The 24,042-nt window shown below is 51.2% G+C and carries 29 protein-coding genes and 1 other RNA gene; 17 read left to right on the plus strand and 13 right to left on the minus strand.

What is annotated here, in order from left to right; translation table 11 throughout:
• Positions 1–50: 50 nt before the first annotated feature.
• Together HZB62_05390 and HZB62_05395 are read left to right on the plus strand one after the other, a co-directional pair.
• On the plus strand, positions 51–296 hold the full coding sequence (locus HZB62_05390; protein ID MBI5074585.1) for a glutaredoxin family protein: 246 nt from the start codon (positions 51–53) through the stop codon (positions 294–296).
• 1 nt (position 297) lies between these two features.
• The gene (locus HZB62_05395) at positions 298–627 is read left to right on the plus strand and encodes a ferredoxin:thioredoxin reductase (GenBank protein ID MBI5074586.1); all 330 of its coding nucleotides are present in this window, start codon (positions 298–300) and stop codon (positions 625–627) included.
• Between the two features lie 93 nt (positions 628–720).
• Here HZB62_05395 and HZB62_05400 read toward each other — a convergent pair whose 3' ends face one another.
• From HZB62_05400 to gpmA, 3 genes are all read right to left on the minus strand, one after another.
• Positions 721–933, minus strand: a complete 213-nt coding sequence (locus HZB62_05400) for a hypothetical protein (protein ID MBI5074587.1) — start codon at positions 931–933, stop codon at positions 721–723.
• 81 nt (positions 934–1,014) lie between these two features.
• Positions 1,015–1,527 carry a DUF523 domain-containing protein gene (locus tag HZB62_05405; GenBank protein ID MBI5074588.1) on the minus strand — a complete coding sequence of 171 codons (513 nt, stop codon included), beginning with the start codon at positions 1,525–1,527 and terminating at the stop codon, positions 1,015–1,017.
• Between the two features lie 232 nt (positions 1,528–1,759).
• Positions 1,760–2,503 (minus strand): 2,3-diphosphoglycerate-dependent phosphoglycerate mutase, encoded by a 744-nt coding sequence (gene gpmA / locus HZB62_05410; GenBank protein MBI5074589.1) that lies wholly within the window; start codon positions 2,501–2,503, stop codon positions 1,760–1,762.
• A gap of 203 nt (positions 2,504–2,706) precedes the next feature.
• Between gpmA and HZB62_05415 the strand changes: the two genes are divergently transcribed.
• The 4 genes from HZB62_05415 to HZB62_05430 all read left to right on the plus strand — a co-directional run bounded on the left by HZB62_05415 (position 2,707) and on the right by HZB62_05430 (position 7,090).
• Complete coding sequence (locus HZB62_05415) at positions 2,707–3,033, plus strand: SoxR reducing system RseC family protein (GenBank protein MBI5074590.1); 327 nt, start codon at positions 2,707–2,709, stop codon at positions 3,031–3,033.
• Between the two features lie 83 nt (positions 3,034–3,116).
• Positions 3,117–5,213, plus strand: coding sequence for an elongation factor G (gene fusA / locus HZB62_05420; GenBank protein ID MBI5074591.1), 2,097 nt, complete (start codon positions 3,117–3,119; stop codon positions 5,211–5,213).
• Positions 5,206–5,967: a hypothetical protein gene (locus tag HZB62_05425; protein MBI5074592.1), complete on the plus strand. Its 762-nt coding sequence runs from the start codon at positions 5,206–5,208 to the stop codon at positions 5,965–5,967. Before fusA ends, HZB62_05425 begins: the two co-directional genes overlap by 8 nt.
• 58 nt (positions 5,968–6,025) lie before the next feature.
• Positions 6,026–7,090, plus strand: coding sequence for a glucose-1-phosphate thymidylyltransferase (locus tag HZB62_05430; protein MBI5074593.1), 1,065 nt, complete (start codon positions 6,026–6,028; stop codon positions 7,088–7,090).
• A gap of 40 nt (positions 7,091–7,130) precedes the next feature.
• Here HZB62_05430 and HZB62_05435 read toward each other — a convergent pair whose 3' ends face one another.
• Positions 7,131–8,024, minus strand: coding sequence for an NAD(P)/FAD-dependent oxidoreductase (locus HZB62_05435; GenBank protein MBI5074594.1), 894 nt, complete (start codon positions 8,022–8,024; stop codon positions 7,131–7,133).
• A 9-nt stretch (positions 8,025–8,033) separates the two neighbouring features.
• Positions 8,034–8,666, minus strand: a complete 633-nt coding sequence (nth, locus tag HZB62_05440) for an endonuclease III (protein ID MBI5074595.1) — start codon at positions 8,664–8,666, stop codon at positions 8,034–8,036.
• Between the two features lie 131 nt (positions 8,667–8,797).
• Here nth and HZB62_05445 point away from each other — a divergent pair, with 131 nt between their 5' ends.
• The 4 genes from HZB62_05445 (at position 8,798) to HZB62_05460 (ending at position 10,326) form a co-directional block, all read left to right on the plus strand.
• On the plus strand, positions 8,798–9,235 hold the full coding sequence (locus HZB62_05445) for a hypothetical protein (protein MBI5074596.1): 438 nt from the start codon (positions 8,798–8,800) through the stop codon (positions 9,233–9,235).
• Positions 9,236–9,264: 29 nt separating this feature from the next.
• Entirely contained in the window at positions 9,265–9,780 is a 516-nt protein-coding gene (locus HZB62_05450) for a cytochrome P460 family protein (GenBank protein ID MBI5074597.1), read from the plus strand.
• Between the two features lie 91 nt (positions 9,781–9,871).
• Complete coding sequence (locus tag HZB62_05455) at positions 9,872–10,093, plus strand: NifU family protein (protein MBI5074598.1); 222 nt, start codon at positions 9,872–9,874, stop codon at positions 10,091–10,093.
• Between the two features lie 35 nt (positions 10,094–10,128).
• Positions 10,129–10,326 carry a hypothetical protein gene (locus HZB62_05460; GenBank protein ID MBI5074599.1) on the plus strand — a complete coding sequence of 66 codons (198 nt, stop codon included), beginning with the start codon at positions 10,129–10,131 and terminating at the stop codon, positions 10,324–10,326.
• A gap of 130 nt (positions 10,327–10,456) precedes the next feature.
• Here the strand turns inward: HZB62_05460 and HZB62_05465 are convergent, their stop codons facing one another.
• Together HZB62_05465 and HZB62_05470 are read right to left on the minus strand one after the other, a co-directional pair.
• Positions 10,457–10,657, minus strand: coding sequence for a cold-shock protein (locus tag HZB62_05465; protein ID MBI5074600.1), 201 nt, complete (start codon positions 10,655–10,657; stop codon positions 10,457–10,459).
• A 178-nt stretch (positions 10,658–10,835) separates the two neighbouring features.
• The gene (locus tag HZB62_05470; GenBank protein ID MBI5074601.1) at positions 10,836–11,177 is read right to left on the minus strand and encodes a translation initiation factor; all 342 of its coding nucleotides are present in this window, start codon (positions 11,175–11,177) and stop codon (positions 10,836–10,838) included.
• A 316-nt stretch (positions 11,178–11,493) separates the two neighbouring features.
• On the opposite strand from HZB62_05470, the gene HZB62_05475 reads away from it, so the two are divergent.
• On the plus strand, positions 11,494–12,822 hold the full coding sequence (locus HZB62_05475) for a DEAD/DEAH box helicase (protein ID MBI5074602.1): 1,329 nt from the start codon (positions 11,494–11,496) through the stop codon (positions 12,820–12,822).
• 56 nt (positions 12,823–12,878) lie between these two features.
• On the opposite strand, the gene HZB62_05480 is transcribed toward HZB62_05475, so the two are convergent.
• A complete protein-coding gene (locus HZB62_05480; protein ID MBI5074603.1) occupies positions 12,879–14,489 on the minus strand; it encodes a peptide chain release factor 3 in 1,611 nt (536 codons plus the stop codon).
• Positions 14,490–14,586: 97 nt separating this feature from the next.
• Between HZB62_05480 and HZB62_05485 the strand changes: the two genes are divergently transcribed.
• Positions 14,587–15,237: a hypothetical protein gene (locus HZB62_05485; protein ID MBI5074604.1), complete on the plus strand. Its 651-nt coding sequence runs from the start codon at positions 14,587–14,589 to the stop codon at positions 15,235–15,237.
• Positions 15,215–15,706: a transcription elongation factor GreB gene (gene greB, locus HZB62_05490; GenBank protein MBI5074605.1), complete on the plus strand. Its 492-nt coding sequence runs from the start codon at positions 15,215–15,217 to the stop codon at positions 15,704–15,706. Before HZB62_05485 ends, greB begins: the two co-directional genes overlap by 23 nt.
• A 404-nt stretch (positions 15,707–16,110) precedes the next feature.
• Here greB and HZB62_05495 read toward each other — a convergent pair whose 3' ends face one another.
• The gene (locus HZB62_05495) at positions 16,111–17,541 is read right to left on the minus strand and encodes a CCA tRNA nucleotidyltransferase (protein ID MBI5074606.1); all 1,431 of its coding nucleotides are present in this window, start codon (positions 17,539–17,541) and stop codon (positions 16,111–16,113) included.
• Positions 17,538–17,687, minus strand: a complete 150-nt coding sequence (locus HZB62_05500; GenBank protein ID MBI5074607.1) for a hypothetical protein — start codon at positions 17,685–17,687, stop codon at positions 17,538–17,540. Before HZB62_05500 ends, HZB62_05495 begins: the two co-directional genes overlap by 4 nt.
• Positions 17,688–17,819: 132 nt before the next feature.
• Here HZB62_05500 and ffs point away from each other — a divergent pair.
• From ffs to recR, 4 genes are all read left to right on the plus strand, one after another.
• An RNA gene (ffs, locus tag HZB62_05505) (signal recognition particle sRNA small type) lies at positions 17,820–17,917 on the plus strand.
• Positions 17,918–18,052: 135 nt separating this feature from the next.
• On the plus strand, positions 18,053–19,855 hold the full coding sequence (dnaX, locus tag HZB62_05510) for a DNA polymerase III subunit gamma/tau (protein ID MBI5074608.1): 1,803 nt from the start codon (positions 18,053–18,055) through the stop codon (positions 19,853–19,855).
• Positions 19,848–20,189, plus strand: a complete 342-nt coding sequence (locus HZB62_05515) for a YbaB/EbfC family nucleoid-associated protein (protein ID MBI5074609.1) — start codon at positions 19,848–19,850, stop codon at positions 20,187–20,189. The genes dnaX and HZB62_05515 overlap by 8 nt, the downstream gene beginning before the upstream one ends.
• A gap of 95 nt (positions 20,190–20,284) precedes the next feature.
• Positions 20,285–20,875: a recombination protein RecR gene (recR, locus tag HZB62_05520; GenBank protein MBI5074610.1), complete on the plus strand. Its 591-nt coding sequence runs from the start codon at positions 20,285–20,287 to the stop codon at positions 20,873–20,875.
• A gap of 54 nt (positions 20,876–20,929) precedes the next feature.
• On the opposite strand, the gene HZB62_05525 is transcribed toward recR, so the two are convergent.
• The 3 genes from HZB62_05525 to asd all read right to left on the minus strand — a co-directional run bounded on the left by HZB62_05525 (position 20,930) and on the right by asd (position 23,929).
• Positions 20,930–21,454 carry a hypothetical protein gene (locus tag HZB62_05525; GenBank protein ID MBI5074611.1) on the minus strand — a complete coding sequence of 175 codons (525 nt, stop codon included), beginning with the start codon at positions 21,452–21,454 and terminating at the stop codon, positions 20,930–20,932.
• The gene (locus HZB62_05530; GenBank protein MBI5074612.1) at positions 21,384–22,667 is read right to left on the minus strand and encodes an amidohydrolase; all 1,284 of its coding nucleotides are present in this window, start codon (positions 22,665–22,667) and stop codon (positions 21,384–21,386) included. Before HZB62_05530 ends, HZB62_05525 begins: the two co-directional genes overlap by 71 nt.
• Before the next feature lie 149 nt (positions 22,668–22,816).
• Positions 22,817–23,929, minus strand: a complete 1,113-nt coding sequence (gene asd, locus HZB62_05535) for an aspartate-semialdehyde dehydrogenase (protein ID MBI5074613.1) — start codon at positions 23,927–23,929, stop codon at positions 22,817–22,819.
• Between the last annotated feature and the right edge of the window lie 113 nt (positions 23,930–24,042).

Consider the following 24,042-nt stretch of genomic DNA (forward strand, 5'->3'; position numbering starts at 1 on the left):
GGCCTTGCCTGTATGATATAATCAAGGCCCTGGGAGGTTTCGCATTAACAATGATGAAAAAAGTGACGCTCTATACATTAAGCACCTGCCCTGTCTGCAGGAAGATCAAGAGTTTTCTTGACGACAACGGGATCGCCTATGCGCTGGTCGAGGTTGATTCGCTCGATGGCTCAGAGCAGTGGGCGGCAACAAAAGAACTGGCAAAACACAACCCGCAGGTTTCATATCCGACCGTTGTGGTCGAGGACGTGATCGTGGGTTACGACATAGATGCACTGAGGGCAAAACTGCTGTAGCATGGCCGTCACTCCTGATCGTCTTTACGAAGTCCTTTCAAGATATGCCGTCTCTCTCGGCCTTCAGCTCAACAGTGACAGAGAGTTCGTTCTCGATATACTTGCCGGTCTCCTGAAGAACGAAGAGCGGTATGGGTACCGCTCCTGCCCCTGCAGGCTGGCGTCCGGATACAGGGAGCGTGATGAGGATATTATCTGTCCCTGCAGATACCGGGATGATGATATCAGGGATTTTGGGAGCTGTTACTGTTCCCTGTATGTCTCTGAGGCATGGAACAACAATACGGTTCCGCACAGCGTTGTGCCTGAACGGAGAAGACAGGGCAAATAAAAAGGGGGCCGTATGATACACGATTTATCAAGCAAGGATCTGCGGAATGCCGTGGACCTTATGCCGGTGAGACCGGGTAACAGGATCGTATTTCTATTTGAACTTGCCGGGAGGTGACCAGATCCACCAGTCAAGGATCCACTGGATCCTGAACACCTCTGCGATCACGCCGATACCAAGGAGAATCACATAGCCGATAAGAACCGCGAGGCCGATCGTCGAGCCATGCCTTCTGAAAAACCCCCTGATACCGGAGAACTCCTCTGCCCCGGAGGACTGATTGCACTGATCCTTCGACTGTTGCACACTTCCCTCCTCTGATAATAATGCTGATTCTATCACGAAAACCAACCGAACTGCCCTTCTTTTTTGCTATCTGAGACAGCATCACCGGAAAAAGCCGAGCCGGTCACAGAACTTTTCAAGAAGTTTAGCATCTCGGAAACTCCTCTCATCCTCAACCGGAACGAGCGGGAACCGTGTCATAAATGCCGTACAGAAAATACCTGTGCCACTACTGTTCTGCTGACCTGAAGCGGTGAAAACTTCAACACCCTTTACACCGCAGCTTGGAGATCCACTCTTAAACACAAACCCGCGAAGGTCAGCCGTCTGCAGTTCCCTGAGCCATTTTTCAGACCATAGCTGCAAGCGATCTGTGAGGTCAACTCCTGTTTTGATCGTTACTAGACGCGGTGACGCCGGATCTCCGATAAGCCGCATCGCCTCCCTCGGAACGGGCAGGCCTGCTTCCACCTCAGGGCATACGGTCACCCATTCGATATGCTCTCCAAGGATATCCTTCAGGTAATTATTCAGTTTATGACCGCCATCATAGCGGACTCTCTCACCAAGAAGACAGGCACTGATGCCGACCCTTATCTTATCCTCCGATTGCAAACGTTTCCTCCATCACAGACCATCGAGACTGTAACCCTTCAGTTTCGGGCACAAATATCCGCCCCTTTCCAAGGGGAGGCAAGGAGGGGTATCGATAACATTACCAAAACCTCTGCTTAAGGCACCTACCTCTGGTCCTTGCTAAGGAGGGGCTTCCTTCCGTATCTGAATCATTACTTAATACTTAATGTAATACATGATAATAAGTCCATAATAATCTGTTTTATTTTCTTTATTTCTTACCCTGATTCGCGACTTTTTCCATGGCCCTTACTATCTCTTCCTGATCGCCAAGATAATAACGCCGAATCGGCCTGAGCATGTCATCAAGCTCGTACACAAGGGGAATGCCTGTAGGGATGTTCATGCCGACGATCTCGTTGTCAGGGATATTGTCCAGATATTTGACAAGTGCCCGTAACGAGTTGCCGTGTGCTGCTATCAGCACCCTCTTCCCTGATGCGATCTCCGGAACAATTGCTTCCTGCCAGTATGGTGCAAACCTCTCTACCGTGCTCTTCAGGCTTTCGGCAAGCGGGATATCCTTCTCAGCCAACCCGGCGTATCTCGGGTCATTGCCAGGATACCTGCTGTCGCTTCTTTCGAGTGCCGGAGGCATCACATCATAGCTGCGCCTCCATATACGCACCTGCTCTTCCCCAAACTTTGCAGCCATCTCGGATTTGTTCAGGCCCTGCAGCGCCCCATAATAGCGCTCGTTGAGGCGCCAGGAGTTCTTGACCGGGATCCAGACGAGGTCCATCTCGTCCAGAACCAGCCAGAGGGTCTTGACCGCCCGTTTCAGCACCGAGGTAAACGCCATGTCAAAGACGAGACCTTCTGCTTTCAGCACCCGGCCTGCCTGCCGCGCCTCTTCCCTGCCTTTCCCTGACAGATCAACGTCAGTCCAGCCGGTAAAGCGGTTCTCCCTGTTCCAGACGCTTTCGCCATGCCTCAGAAGCACAAGTTTTGTCATTTCAGGACTCCTCTATTAGGATACAGCAGACCCTATTCTACCTTATCCTGGACGTCAAATCCTCAACAGCTTTTTTGAAACCCCCTATGGTAAAATTCAGTATGCTTGAAGAGATAGGCACCGTAATAAGCGTTGAAGGCCTGTACGCCAAAGTCTCTGTTCCGAAGAAAAGCTCCTGACAGGGCTGCTCTTCAGGAACCTGCGTGACAGGTGATCAGTCCATGGAGATCGAGGCCCTCAATAAAGCAGGAGCTGTTGCCGGCCAGAAGGTCAAGGTCATGGTCCATACCTATGCGTACATGAAGGGCTCCATGGTCATCTACGGCTTTCCTGCCCTGATGCTGGTGATCGGAGCGGTCATGGGCAAGGAGTTGATGCCCGCTTTCTTTCCTTCCCTGAATGCAGACTCGCTTTCTGCAATTTTCGGGTTCAGTTTTCTGATCGCATCATTTATACTGGTAAAGATCTGGGCCGGGAGTCAGACAAAAAAAACCTCATCGACACCGGTAGTTGAAGAGATATTGCCATAGCTTCGGCAGGCGCATCTGTAAATTTGAAGTTCATTACAGTCACTGACACGTATCGCTTTTCACTATATCTATGAGGGGGTTTTATGGCTAACTTTGAAGTTGGAAGCATCAGGAATGTCGCTCTCATCGCCCATAGCGGGGCAGGCAAGACTTCTCTTGCCGAGGCAATGCTCTTCAGTGCAGGAATGACCGACAGGCTCGGCAATGTGCAGGACGGCACAACCGTTACTGACTTTGAACCGGAAGAGATAGACCGGAAGATAACCATCACATCATCTCTTGCCTTCTGCAACTGGAACAACTACCGGATAAATATTGTCGACACTCCCGGCTTTATCAATTTCATCGAGGACACGAAAGGCTGCCTAAGGGTGGTGGACGGAGCGGTCATTCTCGTGAGCGCCATCTCAGGCGTTAAGGCAGAGACCGAAAGGGTCTGGAAATATGCCTGCGAATATGAGATACCAAGGATCGTCTTTATCAACAAGATGGACAAGGACACGGCCAATTTCGAGCGCGCCCTTGATGAAGTGCAGAAGTCCTTTGAGACAGAACCGATCCCGCTTCAGATACCGATCGGCGCCGGCGATACGTTCACCGGCATCATCGACCTCGTAAAGATGAAGGCCTTCATCCTGAGCAACGGCAAGATCGGTGAGCAGGATATTCCGGCAGACCGCGCGGATGAGGCTGAAAAATACCGGAAGAAACTGGTCGAAAAGATCGCCGAGTCTGACGATGCCCTGCTCGAAAAGTATCTTGAAGGCACAGAACCGACCCAGGCCGAAATCCTGAGCGGCATCAAAGAGGGTTCTCTTTCGAGAAAGTACATACCCGTCTCATGCGGCGCTGCCACGAAGAATATAGGGACCTCAAACCTTCTCGATACGATCGCGCTCTGCCTGCCTTCACCGGTCGAGATGGCCACTATTGCGCCGATCAGCGGAAAGAACCCTAAGGATGGCGGACTGATCTTCAGAAAACCTTCGGAAGCAGAGCCGATGTCTGCCTTTATTTTCAAGACCATCGCAGACCCCTATGCAGGAAAGCTGTCTCTCTTCAGGGTCTATTCAGGCACTCTTAAGGCGGATTCGGCAGTCTATAATGCTACGGCCGATACTAAGGAGAGGATTGGGCAGGTATTCTACCTTCAGGGCAAGAAACATGTGCCTGTCCAGACCCTGGGCGCAGGTGAGATAGCGGTCGTGGCAAAGCTGAAGGAAACGAACACCGGCGACACCCTCTGCGATGAGGCAAAGCCTATAATTTTCGACAAGGTGAAATTCGCCAACCCGATCATCTCCTATGCCATAGCACCCAAGTCCAAGGGCGATGAGGAGAAGGTGAGCGTTGCACTCCACAAGGTCCTCGAAGAAGACCCGACACTCAGGTTCAGCAGGGACGAGGAATCCAAAGAGATGCTCATCTCCGGCATGGGACAGGTGCATATCCAGGTTATGCTCGACCGCTTAAAGAGAAGGTTCGGCGTGGAGATAGAAATGAAGACGCCGAAGATCCCGTACCGCGAGACGATCCACGGCTCTGCCAAGGTCCAGGGCAAATACAAGAAACAGTCCGGCGGAAAAGGCCAGTACGGCGACTGCCACATCACAGTAGAGCCGCTTCCGCGCGGCGCCGGCTTTGAGTTTGTCGACAAGATCGTCGGCGGCTCCATCCCGCGTCAGTACATCCCTGCTGTTGAAAAAGGTATCATCGAGGCAATGCATGACGGCGTTATAGCCGGTTATCAGACCGTTGACCTGCGCGTCACGCTTACTGACGGTTCATACCATACGGTTGACTCCTCTGAAATGGCGTTCAAGATCGCAGGCTCCATGGCGATCAAGAAGGCCGTACAGGAAGCAAAGCCCGCATTGCTTGAGCCGCTTATGAAGACCGAAATTACCATACCAGAAGAATCGCTCGGAGCGATCATCGGCGATCTGAACTCAAAGAGAGGGAAAGTGCAGGGTGTTGAGCCGCAGGCAGGCGGCAATCAAAAGATCAATGCGCTGGTGCCGATGGCTGAAATGCTCACGTATGCAAACCAGCTCCACGGTCTGACCTCGGGAAGGGGCCTGTACTCCATGGAGTTCTCGCATTATGAGGAAGTGCCGTCTCATCTGGCCCAAAAGATCATTGCAGAGAGGCAGGCACATAGACAGGAGAAGCATGTCTGACAGGTTTTCGCTTCTTTTTTGTTGCCTGCTTTTTATTTTTTTTGCAGCACTGCCGGTATCAGCTCAAAAGCTGCCTCAGGCGCCGAAGCCTGAGGCAGCCCCGTCAGTTCAGGAGGACCAGGAGCCAAAGCCCGAACCGCCCAGGAAAGTTCTCAATGTTGAGATAACGAACGATCTGCTCAGCGTAGAGCTTGAGAATGTGGATTTCGGAGCCGTTATCAAGGCAGTAGCCGATAAAGCAGGGTTCAAGATAGAGGGGAGAGGAGATGTCTTCAACAGAAAGTTGAATACCAGATTTACGGATATTGAGGTCGAACGGGGAGTGCTCCGGCTTCTGACCCTCGTCAAAGAAAGCAACTATATGCTGTACTATGATACCAAAGGCCTTATCAGTAAACTCGAAATTCTGGGCATAGAATCCGGAAAAGCGCCAGCGGCAGCAGCCCCTGCAGCCACAACCAGACAGCCCATGCGGCCGCCTACGGTCTCGCGCCAGCCTGCAGTTTCGACAGAGCCGCCCCAACTCCAGAGCCCTGCGAGGGTTGCTCCCACTCCCCGGACACGAGTGCTTCCGCCTGTCCCCCGGAGGAGACCGGTAATTTCGCGGCCGGCCTCTCCGTTACGGCCTGCGGTGCAGCCATCTGCCACGCCGGAGACACCGGCAGCTGAAGAGAACAGCGAGGAAGAGGAACCTGTTTCCGAGATACCCTATGTTGCACCTCAGCCAAGACTCGCCCCTGCACCGGTCAAATAGACCGTAACCACCCTTTGCTGTTTGAATTCCGCTTATCCTTTCCGCTATCATAGAGCGCATGAAGGCTCTCATACTCAGCGGCGGCAAAGGCACACGGCTCAGGCCCCTCACCTATTCAGGCGCAAAACAGCTCGTTCCTGTTGCCAACAGACCAATCCTCTTTTACTGCATAGATAACATCGTCAATGCAGGGATCAGGGAGATCGGCATTGTGATCTCTCCTGAAACCGGCGACGAGATCAGGGAAACGGTCGGCAATGGCAAGACGTGGGGGGCAAGGATAACCTATATCCTGCAGGATAAGCCGGCAGGGCTTGCCCATGCAGTAAAAATTTCCAGGGGCTTTCTGAAAAACTCGTCTTTTGTGATGTACCTCGGCGACAATCTGATCGGCACAGATATCAGAAAGTTCGTACTGGATTTCGAAAAGAAGCGGTCAGATGCGCTTATCCTCCTTAAGGCGGTCGAGAACCCCAGGCAGTTCGGTGTTGCCGATGTGGCGAAGAACGGGACCATTCTCCGGCTTATCGAGAAGCCTGAAAATCCTCCTTCGAACCTTGCACTTGTCGGCGTCTATATTTTCGCCTCACGGATCCACAAAGCTATTGACAGGATCAAGCCTTCGACCCGCGGAGAGCTTGAGATCACTGATGCAATCCAGGAGCTTATCACCATGGGCCATCAGGTGAAGAGCTTTACCCTTAAAGACTGGTGGCTCGATACCGGGAAAAAAGATGACCTGCTCACCGCAAATGCCATTGTTCTCGATGAGTGGGGGCGGAAAAAGATCGAGGGGACCATAGACAGGGCTTCGAAGATCCTCGGCCGGGTGTCCCTCGGCAGGAATTCGAGCATCAAGGCAAGCACACTCCGCGGACCGGTTGTCATCGGAGAGAACACGGTCGTTGAAAATTCTTTTATCGGCCCGCATACCAGCATCGGCGATAATGCCAGGATCATCAACTCCTCGATAGAGCATTCGGTGATCCTGAGCGGAAGCGAGATCATCGATGTGGAGAGAATGGAAGAGAGCCTCATCGGCAGGCGTGTCCGCGTCCTCAAGAACCACCGTCACAAGGCCCTCCGCCTCATGGTAGGCGACGACTCGACCGTAGAAGTGTAACGTCTGGTCAAGCCGTCCGCACTCGCATTGAAGCGCGGCGTTACATCTCCAGCAGCCGCTTCTTGATATCCAGCGCAGCTGTAGCGCCCTCGCCGGCAGCGACCACGACCTGGTCATGGCCGCAGAGAGGACCGACAATATAGAGCCCGCTGAGTGATGATTCAAAGTCCCTGTTCACCTGGTATGTGCGGTTGTCAGACTCTTTCTTCAGCTCGAGGCCGTCAAGAAATTTATCGTTCAGCTTGAATCCGAAATGAGACATCACCATCTCGCAGGGGATGATCGTACCGTCCTCCATCTCAAGGGACTCGACCGCCTCACCGCCATGGAACCTCTTCGGCCTGCCAACCACGAGGCGAATGCCCTCATCCTTCAGCTCTTCCTTGTAGTCGTCAGGCAGCTTGTCAGTGCAGAGCACAAGGGTCATATCCTTTGAGTACATCTCCCTCATGCCCATGGCAAGGTTCGCTGACTTGATCGAATTGCCGATGATCAGCGATCTTTTCCCGGTAAAGTGGTAGCCGTCGCAATCAATGCAGGTCACAACAGTCTTTGCGAAGAACTTATAGATATTCTCAATGTCAGGGATATTCTCTTTGCCGCCTGTGGATACGATCACAAATGTCCCGTGATATATCTCACGTTCAGTGCTCACCTCAAAGATACCGCGGTTTTTTTTCACGCTGCCCGCAACACCGCGGACGATCTCAACACCAAAGCTTGCGGCCTGCTCCATGCCCTGGTCGATGATCTCCTGGCCTGAGATCGCCTTCTGCGTCAGAAAGTTCTCGATGCGCCTTGCAAGCGTTGTTCTGCCCCCGCCGCGATCGATAAGCAGAACGTTGCGGTTAAACCTGCCGAGATAGATCGCCGCCTGCAGTCCGCCCGGTCCGGCGCCGATGATAATACAGTCGTATGTCTTCCGTTCGTCCATGGTATCTCCCTATATATTCCGCGACGGACAGATATCTGCCAGCACGCAGTTCTGGTGCATGGGCTTCCGGGCCTGACAGACCGCCCTGCCGTGCTCGATCAGCATATGCGTGAGGTCACCCCAGTCTGTCTTCGGTGTGATTGCCATAAGGTCTCTCTCGATCTTCACCGGATCTTCGTGCTTTGTGATCCCCAGCCTGTTCGCAAGACGTTTCACATGCGTGTCTATCGCAATGCCCTCAATGATGCCATAGGCATTATAGAGAACGATATTCGCCGTCTTTCGGGCAACTCCCGGGAGAAAAATAAGCTCTTCCATGGTCATCGGGACCTTGCCGTGAAATTGATCCAACACCATTCTTGCCGAGGCCTGAATATTTTTCGCCTTGTTATTGTAGAAGTTCACAGAGCTTACGTCATTTCTGAACTGATCGGGGTCAGCCTCCGCGAAATCCCTGATCGCCTTATATTTCTGAAATAGACCCTTTGTCAGCCTGTTCACCTGCAGATCGGTCGACTGAGCAGAAAGGATCGTCGCAACAAGGAGTTGAAAGGGATCCTTGAACTGTAAGGCACATCTGAGAACAGGATACTCCTTCCTGAGCCGCCTTATGATCACTGCCATATGCTTCCTGTTTTCCATATCGTCTCCCCTGAGTAGCCTGATCTAACCCATTATAACAGAGCTTCAGCTGCACAAAAAAATTGACAATGTTCATATTTCTGGTAGAATGAAGACATAATTCGTCTTATTTTCGAATCAAAGGAGGCCGTATGAAAAAAAAGAAACCTGCAGATGTCTCAAAAGGGCTGATCAAGGTCCTGAAGGACTGGCAGCATCTTGAAGATGAATCGATCAGCCATGCCGAAGCCGCGATCAAAAAGACCAAAAATAAGCTGGTGAAGATGACCATGGAGATGATCAAACACGATTCGCAGAAGCACAGGGTCATGCAGCAGCTTCTTATCGACAGTCTTACCAAAGAATCACTCGTGCTGGAACCTGAAGAGCTTGCCGGCCTTTCCGAAGGTCTGAACAAGCATCTTGCAGCTGAAGCAAAGACCCTTGAGCTTGCAGACAAGGCTCTTCAGAACAGCGAACTGTTCGTAACACGCTATATTCTCTCCTATCTGATCGCTGACGAACAGAAGCACCACGCGCTGCTGAGCAAGCTGAACGAACTGAAGAGGGCGGTCGTTTTCGTAACATAGAATCCATCAAAAAAAAGAGGAGTCACCCTATGAAAACCATAACAATAATCATGGTCATCGGCATGGTCCTTGGACTTTTCTCTCTTGCATTTGCGATCCACGAGACCATTCCGGCCGAAACACAGCTTATGCTCCCGGCTGCCAACGCGGTCAAGGTGTACGAATATATAACCAAAAGCAGCCCCTATACGCGCTGGGACTTGTGGCCGGGCAGACAGAAGATGTATCCCGGCACACAGCCGCACGGCGACTTTCTGACAACCTATGTAAATGACACCGGAATGTTCGGCTTGAGAAAGAAAACGGGGACCATGCCGGAAGGCACGATCATCGCCAAGGAAAACTATGGAACTGACAGGAAGTTTAATGCACTCTCGGTCATGTACAAGATCAAGGGCTACAACCCTGCTGCTTCTGACTGGTTCTGGGCAAAGTATGACAAAGACGGTAATGTCCTTGCTTCAGGACGGGCAGATGCATGCATCAAATGTCACGAAAAGAAAAAAGACAATGACTTCGTCTTCACGGGTGATCTGAAGAAATAGGGTCCATGATACAGGTCATAGTAACAGAGCGTGATCCGCATTATGCTGTAAGAGGATAGCGCAAACAATTTGATCATCACAAGGAGGAACCATGTTAGAGAAAGTTCAGGCAGCTTTAGACCAGATCAGACCCATGCTCCAGAGAGACGGCGGAGACGCCCAGCTCGTGGAGGTAACTCCGGATGGAGTGGTAAAGCTTAAACTTGTCGGTGCGTGCGGTCATTGCCCCATGTCGCAGATGACGCTCAAGATGGGCATAGAAAAGAGGCTTAAGGAACAGCTGCCGGAGATCAAAGAAGTAATCTCCGTATAACGCGCATTTCGTCAATGTTCAGAAAGGAGGGTCGTATGATCAAGGTCAAGACCTTTGGGATGGAACTGAAGCCGCTCCAGGCAATGCACGAACTTGCAGAGCTCGATGAGCTGGTGAATACGTTCATTGCTACAAACAGGATCAAGGATGTTATCTCGGTCTCTGATTCAGCAACAACGGACGACAAGGGTGAAACGATCGGACTTATCCGTGTTCTTTGTTATGAGATCTGACCGCAGTATGGTCATTGTTCCGGCATGCAGGCAAGATCAAATCGGATAAGAACAGGGGCACCGGCAGGGAGAAGGCAGATAAGAAAACGGGAAAGGCCCCCCGGTTAACCAGGGGGCCTTTCCCGATGTATTACAGCTTGACTACGTTGACTGCCTTGGGACCTTTCGGGCCTTTTTCAGTATCAAAGCTCACTTTGTCACCTTCGGCAAGAGTCTTGAACCCGTTGCCCTGAATGGATGTGTGGTGTACAAAAAGTTCACTTCCGTCTTCGCCCGTAATGAAGCCAAAACCTTTGCTCTCGTTGAACCATTTCACTGTTCCTTCTGCCATTTCCTTATACCTCCTTATCTCTAAACTGGAATTTTAGAAGTCAGAAACAAAAAAAGACCACAAAGTCAAAAGTCTTTGTGATCTTTAAGTAAACGCAAAAACTTCTAAAATTCTGCTGAACAATAACATGTCCAGACAAGTTCGTCAAGAAAGAAAATCGAAAAGACAAAAATAGTCCTTAACCGCCGGAACGCTTAGGCCGGTACCCAAGCTTCTCCAGAGCTGCCATGACCGTGCCGCAGTGATCGCCCTGGATCTCCAGAGCGTTATCCTTCATGGTGCCGCCCGTACCGATGCCTGACTTCAGGCGCTTAAGCAGCGCCTCTTTTTCCTGCTGCGGCAGTTGGAGACCTTCAACGACCGTAACGGATTTGCCGCCCCTGCCCTTGCGGTCAAGCCGAACGATCACCCTTTGCCCGCTTGTCCGCTGACTGGCAGGGAGGTCTTTTTCAGCCGGAGCTTCCTTCCTCGAAATCGCTTTTTCTGTTGAATATACCAATCTTGTATTACCTGCTGACATGATGATCATTGTAACATGTGTGACAGCATTCAGTTCTGATGGGACCGCTTCAAGAATCCCCTCCTTACCAAGGAGGGGGCTGGGGAGGTTTTGCTTGTTTATCCGATACCCCACCCGACCTCCCCTTGTAAAGGAGAGGTGGCACACGCCGAATAACTGAAGGATTACACATGACCGATGCTTTTCCTTGACACGGTCTGTCGTCAGCTGTTAACCTTCACTATCAAATAACTGCTGTACCCGGATGAAAACTACGTCATTGTAAGCCCCCATGCACCTGGCTTTTTACCCCGACCGCAGAATAAAAGGAGTTTTTATGAAATTTCACGCATTCAATCTTCACACGCAAGTCACAGCTGGTATTACGGCTGCAGGCTATGTCACGCCTACGCCTATCCAGGTGCAGGCAATTCCGCCCGTCCTTGAAGGCAGCGATGTCATGGGACTGGCCCAGACCGGCACAGGAAAAACAGCGGCCTTTGTGCTGCCTATCCTCCATCGTCTTATGCAGGGGGAGCGCAGACATGTTCGTGCCCTCATCGTAGCGCCGACGCGGGAACTGGCAGAACAGATACACGAAACGATCAATAACCTCGGCAATCATACCAGGCTTAAGAGTGTAACCATATACGGCGGTGTCGGATTCAATCCCCAGGTCGAGAAACTCAGACGCGGAGCCGAGATCGTGGTTGCCTGTCCCGGCCGTCTGCTCGATCATATCGAGCAGCGCACGATCAACCTGTCCCAGGTAGAAGTGCTTGTACTGGACGAGGCAGACCGCATGTTCGATATGGGTTTTCTGCCTGACATCAGAAAGATCATCAAGCATATACCGGCGAAACGCCAGACGCTTCTCTTTTCTGCGACCATGCCGGACGATATACGCAAACTGGCACACGATATACTGAACAGGCCGGTTACCGTTCAGGTCGATCATACTGCACCGGCAAATACGGTCAGTCATGCACTCTATCCGGTGGACCAGCACCTCAAAACCGCTCTTCTTCTTGAGCTGTTAAAACATACAGACACGGAATCAGTGCTTATCTTCACGCGCACAAAGCATAGGGCAAAACGGGTCGGTCAGCAACTCGAACGGGTCGGGTACCGTGCGACATCGCTTCAGGGCAACCTTTCCCAGAACAGGCGCCAGGAAGCGCTGGATGGATTTCGGAGCGGCAAGTTTCAGATCCTTGTGGCAACAGACATCGCAGCACGCGGGATCGACGTTTCATCCATATCCCATGTCATAAACTACGACATGCCGGATACCGCAGACGCATACACGCACCGGATCGGGCGTACCGGACGCGCTGCCAAGACGGGTGATTCTTTCACCTTTGTCACGCGCGAAGATGAAGAGACGGTCCGCAGTATCGAACGCGTCCTGGGGAAGAAAGTGAAGCGCTGCACACTGGAAGACTTCGACTATACAAAGGCTGCTCCTGCCCGCGATGCTGAATTTGCAAGGCCTCCGCGCGAACCTCAGCGCAGATGGAAGACCAGGGGCACAGAAGCGAAAAAACCGGGAAGGTCCGACACATCGAGAGAAGGAAGATCAGAAGGTCCGAAAACAGCCTATAGAGGCGCTGAATCCCGTCAAAAGCCTGCTGCAGCCACTCATAAATACCGTCCCAGCCGCTGATCCGGGACAGACGCAGGCAGCAACTGACCGCGCTGGAGGAAAACGTCCGGCGCGGGTCAGTTCCTGCCCTGTTTCAGACCGACAGCGCCGGTATTGATCTCGGAGCTGAAATGGAATTCTATGTCAGGATAATCGGTCCGTATCCTCTGCAGTTCCCAATCCGACTCTGAAAAAAAGACCACATTGCCGTATTTGTCCGTGCCGAGCTTTGCCGAGCGGTAATCGCAGAATTTGGCGAGCTTTTTTGGATCATGAGATGTTATCCAGCAGGCCTTGTTGAAGTTGAGATGACTGAAACGACATGAAGCCCCGTATTCATGCAGCAGGCGGTATTGTATAACGTCGAACTGCAGTTCCCCTACTGTGCCGACAATCCGCCTCTTTCCCTGTTCCTGAATAAAGAGCTGTGCAACGCCTTCATCAGTAAGTTGGAGCAGGCCCTTTTCGAGCTGCTTGGACCGCATCGGATCAGTATTAATGACCTCCTTGAAGACCTCAGGAGAAAAACTCGGGATACCCTGGAACATGATCTTTTCACCCTCAGTCAGCGTATCGCCGATCTTGAAGTTGCCGGTATCATAGAGACCGATCACATCCCCAGGATAGGCCTCTTCGATGATGCTCTTTTCCTGAGCCAAAAAACTGGCCGGGCTCCTGAATTTCAGGTCCTTTCCCAGCCGCACGTGGTGAAAGAATTTATTCCGTTCGAACTTTCCTGAACATATCCGCAGAAAAGCGATCCTGTCCCTGTGCCTGGGATCGAGGTTTGCATGGATCTTAAATACAAATCCGCTGAAGCTCTTTTCATCAGGATGGATTATGCGGGTATCGGCAATCCTGCTCCGCGGCGGAGGAGCGATGGCGGTAAACGTGGTAAGCAGTTCCTTTACTCCAAAATTATTGACAGCACTTCCGAAAAAGACCGGCGCAAGATCAGCGTCAAGATACCTCTGCCGCTCAAAAGGCTCATAGACCCCTTCGATAAGCGCGATATCTTCCCGAAGTTGAAATGCAAATTCACCCAGCCGCTCGTCAAGCACCCTGTCGGAAATCGTATCCACCGCCAAAACATCTTCCGCAATGGATGAGCCGCCGGGACGAAAGAGATGCAGGCTTTTATCGTAAATGTTATAGACCCCTTTGAAGGAAGAACCCATGCTGATCGGCCAGCTGAGAGGGCGGACCTTGATGCGCAGTTTTTCTTCGATCTCATCAAGAAGCTCGAACGGTCTTTTACCCTCGCGGTCCAGCTTGTTGATGAAAACGATGACCGGTGTTTTTCTCATCCGGCAGACTTCCATCAGCTTTTCGGTCTGCTCTTCCACGCCCTTTACGCAGTCGACAACAATGATGACACTGTCAACAGCAGTAAGTGTGCGATACACATCCTCTGCAAAATCTTTGTGGCCAGGCGTGTCCAGAAGATTGATCTTCTTGCCGTTGTATTCGAAGTTCATCACTGAGGTGGCCACAGAGATACCCCTCTGCTTCTCGATCTCCATGAAGTCAGACGCCGTGCTTTTTTTTATCTTGTTCGACTTGACCGCTCCGGCGGTCTGAATGGCGCCGCCGAACAGGAGCAGCTTTTCCGTGAGCGTCGTCTTCCCGGCATCAGGGTGGCTGATTATCGCAAATGTTCTTCTTCTCTTTATTTCTTCAGTGTACATCAGACAATACCTCGTTATCGGAAATCCCTTGCAGAACAGCTTCATAGTATACCCGACCTATCAAAGATGAGGCAAATTCCTATATAATTTCAGCACCATGAGTGAGATCAGAACCTATGCCTCCTACGCTGTTTCACAGGAGCTCAACCGCAGAGAGTTCAGAAAAAAACTGGACCTGTTCCCTGCTGAACTGCGTCACTATGTCATCCTCTCAGAAGGGATCATCGGCGCTGCAAATGCAAAAAGGGTCGCTGGAACCCCTGCAGCGGTTGTCAGGGACGGTGAAGCTTTTGCGGCAGAGCTGCTGGACATGATCAAGCCGGGCCAGGATGATGCATTCAGGGGAGTTCTGGAGACCTGCCTTATCGAGACCATGAAAGACGAATTAAGGTTCTGCTGCCCGAACTGCGCGAACTTCGATGCCTGCATTGACCTTGATAATCTTCCTGTGGGCCACCTCTTCAGGGACCGGGCAGAAGGCCAGGATTCAGATGAACTGAAGAGGAAAATAGCAGGCCGGATCGGACAAGCGCTGCAGAAGACCCCTCATCTTGAGGCAGAAAGTGCGCAGCTCCTTTGCAAGGACTTCCGGCACCAATACACGTTATCATCCATAGGCGACGTATTCAACCGGTACGCTGATATCGCGGCAGAGCTTCAACGTTCTCATGGCATTGATTACAGAAAGATCCAGCAGGAGATGATATCGCTCAATATGGACTTTTATGCAAAATACAAAGACCAATAGTGCCGTCTCGTCCTATATAACCCCTGACGGACATAAATGCCTCCATGATGAGCTGTCCTTTCTCTGGAAAACCAAGAGGCCTCAGGTGACCCAGGCAGTTGCCGAGGCTGCTGCCATGGGCGACCGTTCCGAGAATGCGGAATATATTTACGGCAAGAGACAGTTGCGGCAGATCGATTCCCGTATCCGCTTTCTGAAGAAACGACTGGAAAAGCTGGTCGTCGTGGACAGAAAGCCGGCTGATACGTCAAAGGTGTATTTCAGCGCATGGGTCGAGCTGGAGGATACGGACGGGAACGCTTACCGGTACCGCATCGTCGGACCTGACGAGACCGACTCTGAAAAGAACTTCATCAGCATAGATTCCCCCATGGCAAAGGCGTTAATGCGCAGGTCAGAAGGAGATGAAGTGACCGTCGTCAGGCCTAACGGAACAATGACCTTTGTGATTACATCGATCAGGTATTAGTTTTCGTCTTGAAATGCATTCTCCTGTCAAAGTTAAAAACGCCTAAAAATCCAGAGGGCTCTTCGACTCTTTGATGGTTTTTCATTTTCCCCTTGACCTCACGATAACATTTTGATAGAGCTAATTAATTTTTGACAGGATTATGAATCCGGGGGGGACGAAGACTTGCAATCAGAATTACGGAAAAGGACTGATACTGTTGTTTTTTGCAGGCAATAAATGAAAACACGGCTGATAGAACATTGTTTTTTATATCGCATGCGCCTTTTTGATAAATTATAGGTTCAAGGAGTGGGTTGATCAATCAAAAACTGCGATAATTACATTTTCAGTATCTTTTAAAAATAAAGGGTAACGCCGTTGTCTGCAAAGTTATATCGCATGCTATGTAATCAGCGCAAAGATCAGTCCTTTGTCTCACTTCTTTCTGCCTGCCGGAAGATCATATCAGCAGCCAATTCCAGAGCCTCCTGACGCGAAGTGATCTTGCTGAGGTCCTGGGCAAATCTCAGACGATAAAGCATCCTTCCGAGCGCAATGCCCGGCTGCATGCCCATGCCGATGAGATCATTGCCGTTGATCAGCAGCGGTGCTTCCAGTTTCGGTTTGAGAGATGCAAAATATTCCTGCAGGCTTCCGACAGCCCAGGCAATGAAATGCTCACGGTAATCCTCCCCTGACGCCGGCCCGAGACTGCTCATGACATCCGCCATCGAAAGGATAAGAGCAGGCACAGCATTATCCCTCATCTTGCGGAACCATCTCATCCGGGCAGCAGCCTTTGCCTTTGGAGACGAAAGCGCCAAGGGCCTGAGATGCTCTGCAACCAAGCGCACCAGAAACTCTTTTGAAGAAGACGACAGCTTAAACCTCCCTGCCAGGTTCTTCATGATCTCTGCCCCGGACTTGTCGTGGCCGTAGAATATGATCCTGTCAGTCCCGGGCTTTATTCCTCCTGTTGAGGGTTTTCCTATATCGTGAAGCAGGGCTGCAAGTTTCAGAAGAACAGTTTTCTCTTCATCGAGAACACCGGCGATTCCGGCACCAGTATCACCAAACCGTGAGAGATCAGACAGGATATCTTCAACCTGCTCCATAACAAGCAGGGAATGTTCCCACACATCTTTGTGATGGTACCAGTTCTGTTGACACCCCTTCATCGGCACGATCTCAGGAAGGATAACCTTAAGGATACCCATATCATCCATCTGCCTGAACCATATCGAGCTTCGCGATGTCAGAAGGATATACTGCAACTCTGCCACGATGCGCTCAACCGAAACCAGTTTCAGAAGCGCGACATTGCGCTGCATCTCTTTCAGTGTATGAACTTCGATGGTAAAGCCCAACATACCAGCAAAGCGAAATGCGCGAAGTATTCTCAAAGGATCAGAGACAAAGGATTCTGTGCTGACCATTCTGACGGTCTTCTGCTGAATATCTTCCCGCCCATGAAAGGGGTCGAGAAGCTCCCCTGCTGTTCCATAGCCGTGCAGTCTTATCGCCATGGCATTGATCGTGAAATCCCTGCGGCTCAGATCTTCCTTTATTGCATCTCCGCGCATCTCAGAGATATCGAGGAACTCATCACAGTTGTCTTTGTCCACCACCCTGTAGCAGGGTTCTTCAGCCTTCTTTCCCATCATAACGACTGCGGCATTTTTCTGATCTGCAATGCTCATTGCAAGTTTCTTTGCATTCTTGCAGACAAGATCCAGGTCTTTTGGATCGGCATTCATGAGCAGGTCCCGCACGGTTCCGCCGACCAGATAGCATTGGCCGCCTTCAGGCATCCCCTTCTCAAACCATCTTCTGAGCGATACCGGTATTATCATCTTCTTCCCATTGCTGATAACAAGAAGTGCATGGGTAAGCAGACATATTTCAAAAATCTCCCCTCACCCCTCTTTGTCAAAGAGGGGCATGATACCTCCCTTTGGAAAAGGGAGGATAGGAGGGATTTTTCAGTCAATTTCTTCATGCTTTTGCTCTCCTTAGTATCAATATATCATATGCATCCATGAATACTTGGACGGCAATGCTTAAAAGCAGACATCTATGCTAAAATAAACATTATTTTTTGATCCTGGAGATATTTTCCTGCTGCATCCCGTGTGCGGCCCTGCGCAACAGTCAGGTGTGAACCTCGTCAGGTCCGGAAGGAAGCAGCGATAAGCATTTTGCCTGTGTGCCGCAGCAAGCCGTTCACGGGATGGAGCAGGAAAACGGCGGTAATGAGTAATAAGTGATGAGTAACCGACAAAGCACCTATCACAATTTTCAGGGGTCCAGTCGCCTTATCTGATTACCTATTACTCATCACCCATCACTGAACTACTGAACGATATGAGCTATCTTGTCCTGGCACGAAAATGGCGTCCAAAAACCTTCGATGACCTCGTAGGCCAGGAGCCGATTGCCCGCATGCTGAAAAATGCATTGGCGCAGGGGAAGATCTCCCATGCCTATATTTTTTCCGGGCCGCGCGGCGTCGGCAAGACCACTACCGCCCGCATCCTCGCAAAAGCGTTAAACTGCAAGCAGGGCCCGACTGCTTCACCCTGCGGCATTTGTGAATCCTGCACCGCTGTCACCGAGGGCTCTTCTGTTGATGTCTTCGAGATCGATGGTGCATCGAACAACAGCGTTGACGATGTGAGAGACCTCAGGGAAAGAGTGAAGTATGCACCCTCCGGCGGCAAATATAAGGTCTATATCATCGATGAAGTCCATATGCTTTCGGGCTCTGCATTTAATGCGCTTCTGAAAACCCTGGAAGAACCGCCGCCGCATGTTATCTTTGTCCTTGCCACGACCGAGATGAAGAAAATCCCGGCAACCGTTCTTTCCCGCTGCCAGCATATGCCATTCCGGAGGATAGCAACAAGCGTTATCAAGGCGCGTCTTCAGCACATTGCCGATACCGAAAAGATCAACATATCCTCTCATGCACTGGGCCTGGTGGCAAAGGCTGCTGACGGCAGCATGAGGGACTCTCTCACAATCCTTGATCAGGTCTCCTCCTTCTCTGATGAGATCAATGAAGAACAGGTGCAGAACCTGCTTGGCCTGACTGACTTCGGCCTGCTTGCAAAGGCTTCCATGGCGATCATTACCGGCAGCCGTATTGACCTCATAGAGATCATAGACAGCCTTTCTGAACAGGGATTTGACCTCAGAGCCTTCGCTAAAGAGCTTGCCCAGTTTTTCAGGGACCTTCTGGTCGCAAGCGTTGTGAAGCAGCCGCACGATGTGCTTGAACTGAACAATGAAGAACTGGCCGCAGTTAAGGAACTGGTAGCCGCCTCTTCAGAGGATCAACTCACGCTCATGCTCACTGAGATCGTGAAGGCAGAAGCAGATGTCAGAAACTCCTCGCTGCCCAGAATTGCCCTTGAAATGGCGCTCATCAGGGTAAGCTTCCTGAGCAGCCTGAAGCCGGTCAGGGAGATCATCAGGGATCTCGACAATCTGAGCCGGGGATTGCCTGTACAGACTCCCATTGCTGAGCCGATAAGGGAAAGGCCGGCTACAAAAGGCGTTCTGCCGGCGGCAGCACAAAAGGACAGGGATACTGTTGAAAAAGAAAAAAGCACAGAGCAGCCTGCTGCACCAGTCCAAAAGCCGGTACCCGTAACTGCAATAGAAACCCCTGCTGAAACAGATGAAGAGGATAATGAATCTGCGCCCCTGCCGGAGGTTGAGGATGAGGGAGCTTACGAAGAGCCGCCTGCTGATATTTCTGAAGCTGTTCTGTCGGAGAAAGAAGGAGATATAACGGTCATCTGGCAAAAGGTCCTCAACAGCATCGATGCCCCTCTTGCATCCAAGCTTGAGAATTCGGAGATCGAGCTGACAGGAGATCAGCTTCAGGTCACCCTGCAGAGCAGTCAGGCACTGTTTCTGGATATGATCAGGAAGAGTCTGGCGGAGATCGAAAAGATATTGTCTGAGCATGCAGGAAGGAAGCTCAGCATAATTCTTGCGGCGCTGCAGAAGAAGAAGTCCGTGCCCAAAAAAGACCTTAAGAAGAAAGCATCTGACGAGCCGGTGGTAAAAGAGGCACTTGAACTTTTTGACGGAAGGATCATTGACGTTATACCTGTAGAATCCCAGACTATTATCAAGAACGGAGGAGCCGATGTCTAAGAAAATGTTAGGAGACCTGATGCGTCAGGCACAGAGACTTCAGGAAGAGATGATGAAGGCCCAGGAAGAGGCGAAAAAGAAGACCGTTGAAGCAACTGCCGGGGGCGGCATGGTGACGGTCGTTGCAAGCGGCTCCGGTTCGATCGTTTCGATCAAGATCGAGAAGGATGTGGTAAATCCGGATGACGTAGAGATGCTTCAGGACCTGATCCTTGCAGCTGCGAATGAAGCGATCCGAAGGGCCCAGGAGCTGGTGAACAGCGACATGTCCAAGCTTACAGGCGGTCTCAATATGCCTGGCATGGGCGATCTCGGCGGCATGTTCGGAAGATAAGAAAGACCGTGATGCGTAAAGCATGAAGCGTGAACGATTAACTGCGCAGCAAACTATAAACTAAACTATGAGCTATGAGCTAACAGCAATCTGATATGCACGGGATAATAGAAAATCTGATCAATGAACTGACACGGCTGCCTGGGATCGGCAGGAAGTCTGCCCAGAGACTTGCTTTTTTCATTCTCTCCATGCCCGAGTCAGAGGCCATGTCCATCGCAGAGGCGATCCGGACAGTAAAGCAGACAGCCCGGTTCTGCAGCCAGTGCTTTAACATAACAGACAGCGAACTCTGCGAGGTATGCAGCGACGACTCGCGCGACACAAGCAGGATCGTTGTTGTCGAGGAACCGAGCAATATCCTTGTCATCGAGAGATCAAAGACATTCCGCTGCATGTATCATGTGCTCCTCGGTGCACTCTCTCCCATAGACGGCATAACACCGGAGAAGCTGAAGATAAAAGAGCTTATTGAGCGGGTAAAGAACAATCCTGTTCAGGAAGTTATCGTGGCCACAAACCCCAACACAAAGGGGGAGATCACAGCACAGTATATCAAGGAACTGCTCAACCCGCTTGGCGTTAGAGTAACCCGCATAGCATATGGTCTGCCGATGGGGAGTGACATTGAGTTTGCAGATGAAGTTACGCTCAGCAAGGCGCTTGAGGGACGGCGGGAGCTTTAATTCCAGGCTACATTCAACCGCTAACAGCTTGAGCAGAACCTGAAATAAGAAGCGTTAGGGCCTCTCTCTTGTTCTCCTCAGAAACAGCATTATCAGGAGCAGCAATCCGGCAACGCCCAACAGCATAATATCATACAACGTAAGCATGAACCCTGCCTCAACGGGCATGCTATATCCCTGATCCAAAGGAGCGGTTCTCCTGATCTCCTTTGTCTGCAGTTCAGCAGGTGCGGGCATCGGAACTGACACAACTTCCTGTGCTGGAGACTTCTGAACAGATTTCCTTAGAGGGGCCGGCCCCTTCGGAGATTTCTTTCTGCCTTCCATACGGATGGCGTTTCTGTCCTTATCGTGAAGGTGATATTCGTCATAATTCATATCCCAATCTTCACAGTTCTTAAAACACTTATGGCCGTCCTGATAATCGGTCTTCCCCGGATGGGCCAGCACTGCTGAAGCGATAAGGATGAGAAGAAAAGAATAAAGCGTCGGCAGCCTGAAAAGCAGATTATGAATGGGAATGTCCTTCTTTAATTTTTCTACCCCACTGCTCTGCCTTTGCCAATATCTCTGCCTCATTAACAGCCGTCAGGCTTCTCTGATCCAGGATGATCTTTCCGGCAACAAGCACTGTATTTATGTCCGCAGCATTCATGGAATAAACAATATGGGAATAGATGTCGTACAAGGGTATCAGATGGGGCTTCCCGAGACCAGCAAGCACAATATCAGCTGCCTTGCCCGGTTCCAGGCTACCGCAGAGGCTGCCGAGCCCGAGGGCTTCGGCGCCATGGCGCGTTGCCATCAGCATAGCCTGCTTTGCAGTCAACGCTGTCGGATCTCCTGATATTGCCTTATGCACCTTTGCAGCAGTTGACATCTCACTCAGGATATTCAGGTCATTGTTGCTTGCAGCGCCGTCAGTGCCGAAAGAGACGTTCACGCCTGCCTGCAGCATCTTCACCACCGGTGCAATACCGGATGCAAGCTTGAGATTCGACTCTATGCAGTGGGAAACATTCGTCTTCGATCCCGCTAACATGGTGATCTCATCCGGCTCAAGCCAGACACAATGTGCTGCGATCAGGTGTTCATCAAGAAGACCCAGGGAGTCAAGATGTGCCACAGGCCGTCTCCCATGGCGGGAAAGTATTTCATTGACCTCCCACTCGGTCTCTGACAGGTGAATCTGAAGCAGCACATCGTGCCTGTCTGCAAGGGCCTTTGATTTCTTCAGGGTTTCGGATGAACAGGCATAAGCCGAATGATCAGCTATTGACGGGACTATAAGATCATCACCTTTCCATTTCCTGATGAACCTGTCGGCATTGGCAAGATAATCGTCTGCATTTTTTCCTGTCGCAGACGGAAAATCAACAACACCCGAACCGATAACTGCGCGCATGCCGATCTTTCTGGTCGATTGGGCCACTGCATCACCGAAGAAATACATGTCTGCGTATGTCGTAATCCCTGCCTTCAGCATCTCAAGACAGGCAAGTTCGACCGCATCGCTCACAAATTCAGGGCTGAGCCATTTAGCCTCTGCGGGCCAGATATGATCCTCAAGCCAGACCTTAAGCGGAAGGTCATCTGCAAGGCCCCTGAAATAGACCATGGCAGCGTGGGTATGAGTGTTTACAAGACCGGGAAATGCAACCTTGCCCTGCCCGTTGATAATCTTTGAGGCAGAATAATTTTGTGTGATCTGCGCAGCAGTACCTACGGCAGCGATCTTCCTGTCCTTTATTGCTATCGCGCCGCTTTCGATAACCGCAAGCTCCTGATCCATGGTCAGGACATAGTCGGCTTTAACGATCAGATCAACAGAGTTCACTTTTCTTCGTAACTCCCCCTTCCCCTCTTAACCCAAGAGGGGAGAATTCCTCTTTCTCTCAGATCATAATTCCTCCCCTTAAACTAAGGGGAGGTCAGGAGGGGTTATTTCTCTACCAAAATTCTGAGCATCCGCCGTAAGGGCTCCGCAGCGCCCCAGAGAAGCTGATCTCCGCAGGTAAATGCAGCAAGGAACTGAGGGCCCATGTTCATCTTGCGCAAACGCCCTACCGGAACACTGAGCGTTCCGGTGATCGCAGCGGGCGTAAGCTCGCGCATGGTTATGTCGCGCTGGTTCGGCACCAGTTTCACCCACTGATTATGCCTGGCTATCATGTCATTGATCTCATCCAGCGGCACGTCTTTGGTGAGCTTGATCGTTAGCGCCTGACTGTGGCAGCGCATTGCACCGATCCGCACGCAGAGGCCGTCAATAGGTATCGGATTCTCCTCACGGCCCAATATCTTGTTCGTCTCTGCCTGGCCCTTCCACTCTTCCTTGCTCTGGCCGTTATCAAGCTGCTTGTCTATCCACGGAATGAGCGATCCGGCAAGCGGCACACCGAAATGCGCTGTCGGAAAATTCTTATCCCGAAGAGTGCCGGCGACCTCACGGTCAATATCAAGGATGGCGGACGCCGGGTCATCGAGCAGAACCCTTGCAGCCCTGTGTGCCTCACCCATCTGCTTCAGCAGTTCGCGCATATTGTTGGCGCCAGCACCTGATGCTGCCTGGTACGTCATGGCACTCATCCACTCCACCAGCCCAGCCTTATATAATCCGCCGATGGCCAAAAGCATCAAAGAAACCGTGCAGTTGCCGCCGATATAGTTCTTAATGCCCTTTGCCATCCCGTCTTTGATGACATCCATATTCACCGGATCAAGAATAATAATGGCATCCTTGTCCATGCGGAGCGTGGAGGCTGCATCGATCCAGATGCCGTTCCAGCCAGAGGCCCGGAGTTTAGGAAAGACCTCAGAGGTATATTCGCCGCCCTGACAGGAGACGATGGTCTCCATTGCTTTCAGATCGTCTATATTCCTGGCATCTTTCAGCGCAGGCACGTCCTTGCCGATCTTCGGACCAAGGCCTCCCACGTTCGACGTCGTAAAGAATACCGGCTCGACAATATCGAAATCCTTCTCTTCCAGCATGCGGCCCATCAGCACTGAGCCCACCATACCGCGCCATCCCACAAATCCGACTCGCTTCATGTCATTGCTCCCGTAAAGTGAATTTCAGGTAAATATTATACTCAAAGCATTGTGCTCTTTGCACGATTGACAAGCAAGGTATTCATAATTGATTTGAGTAGTCGGCTGTGTTA

Source organism: Nitrospirota bacterium (assembly GCA_016214855.1).
Taxonomy (GTDB): Bacteria; Nitrospirota; Thermodesulfovibrionia; order Thermodesulfovibrionales; family UBA6898; genus UBA6898.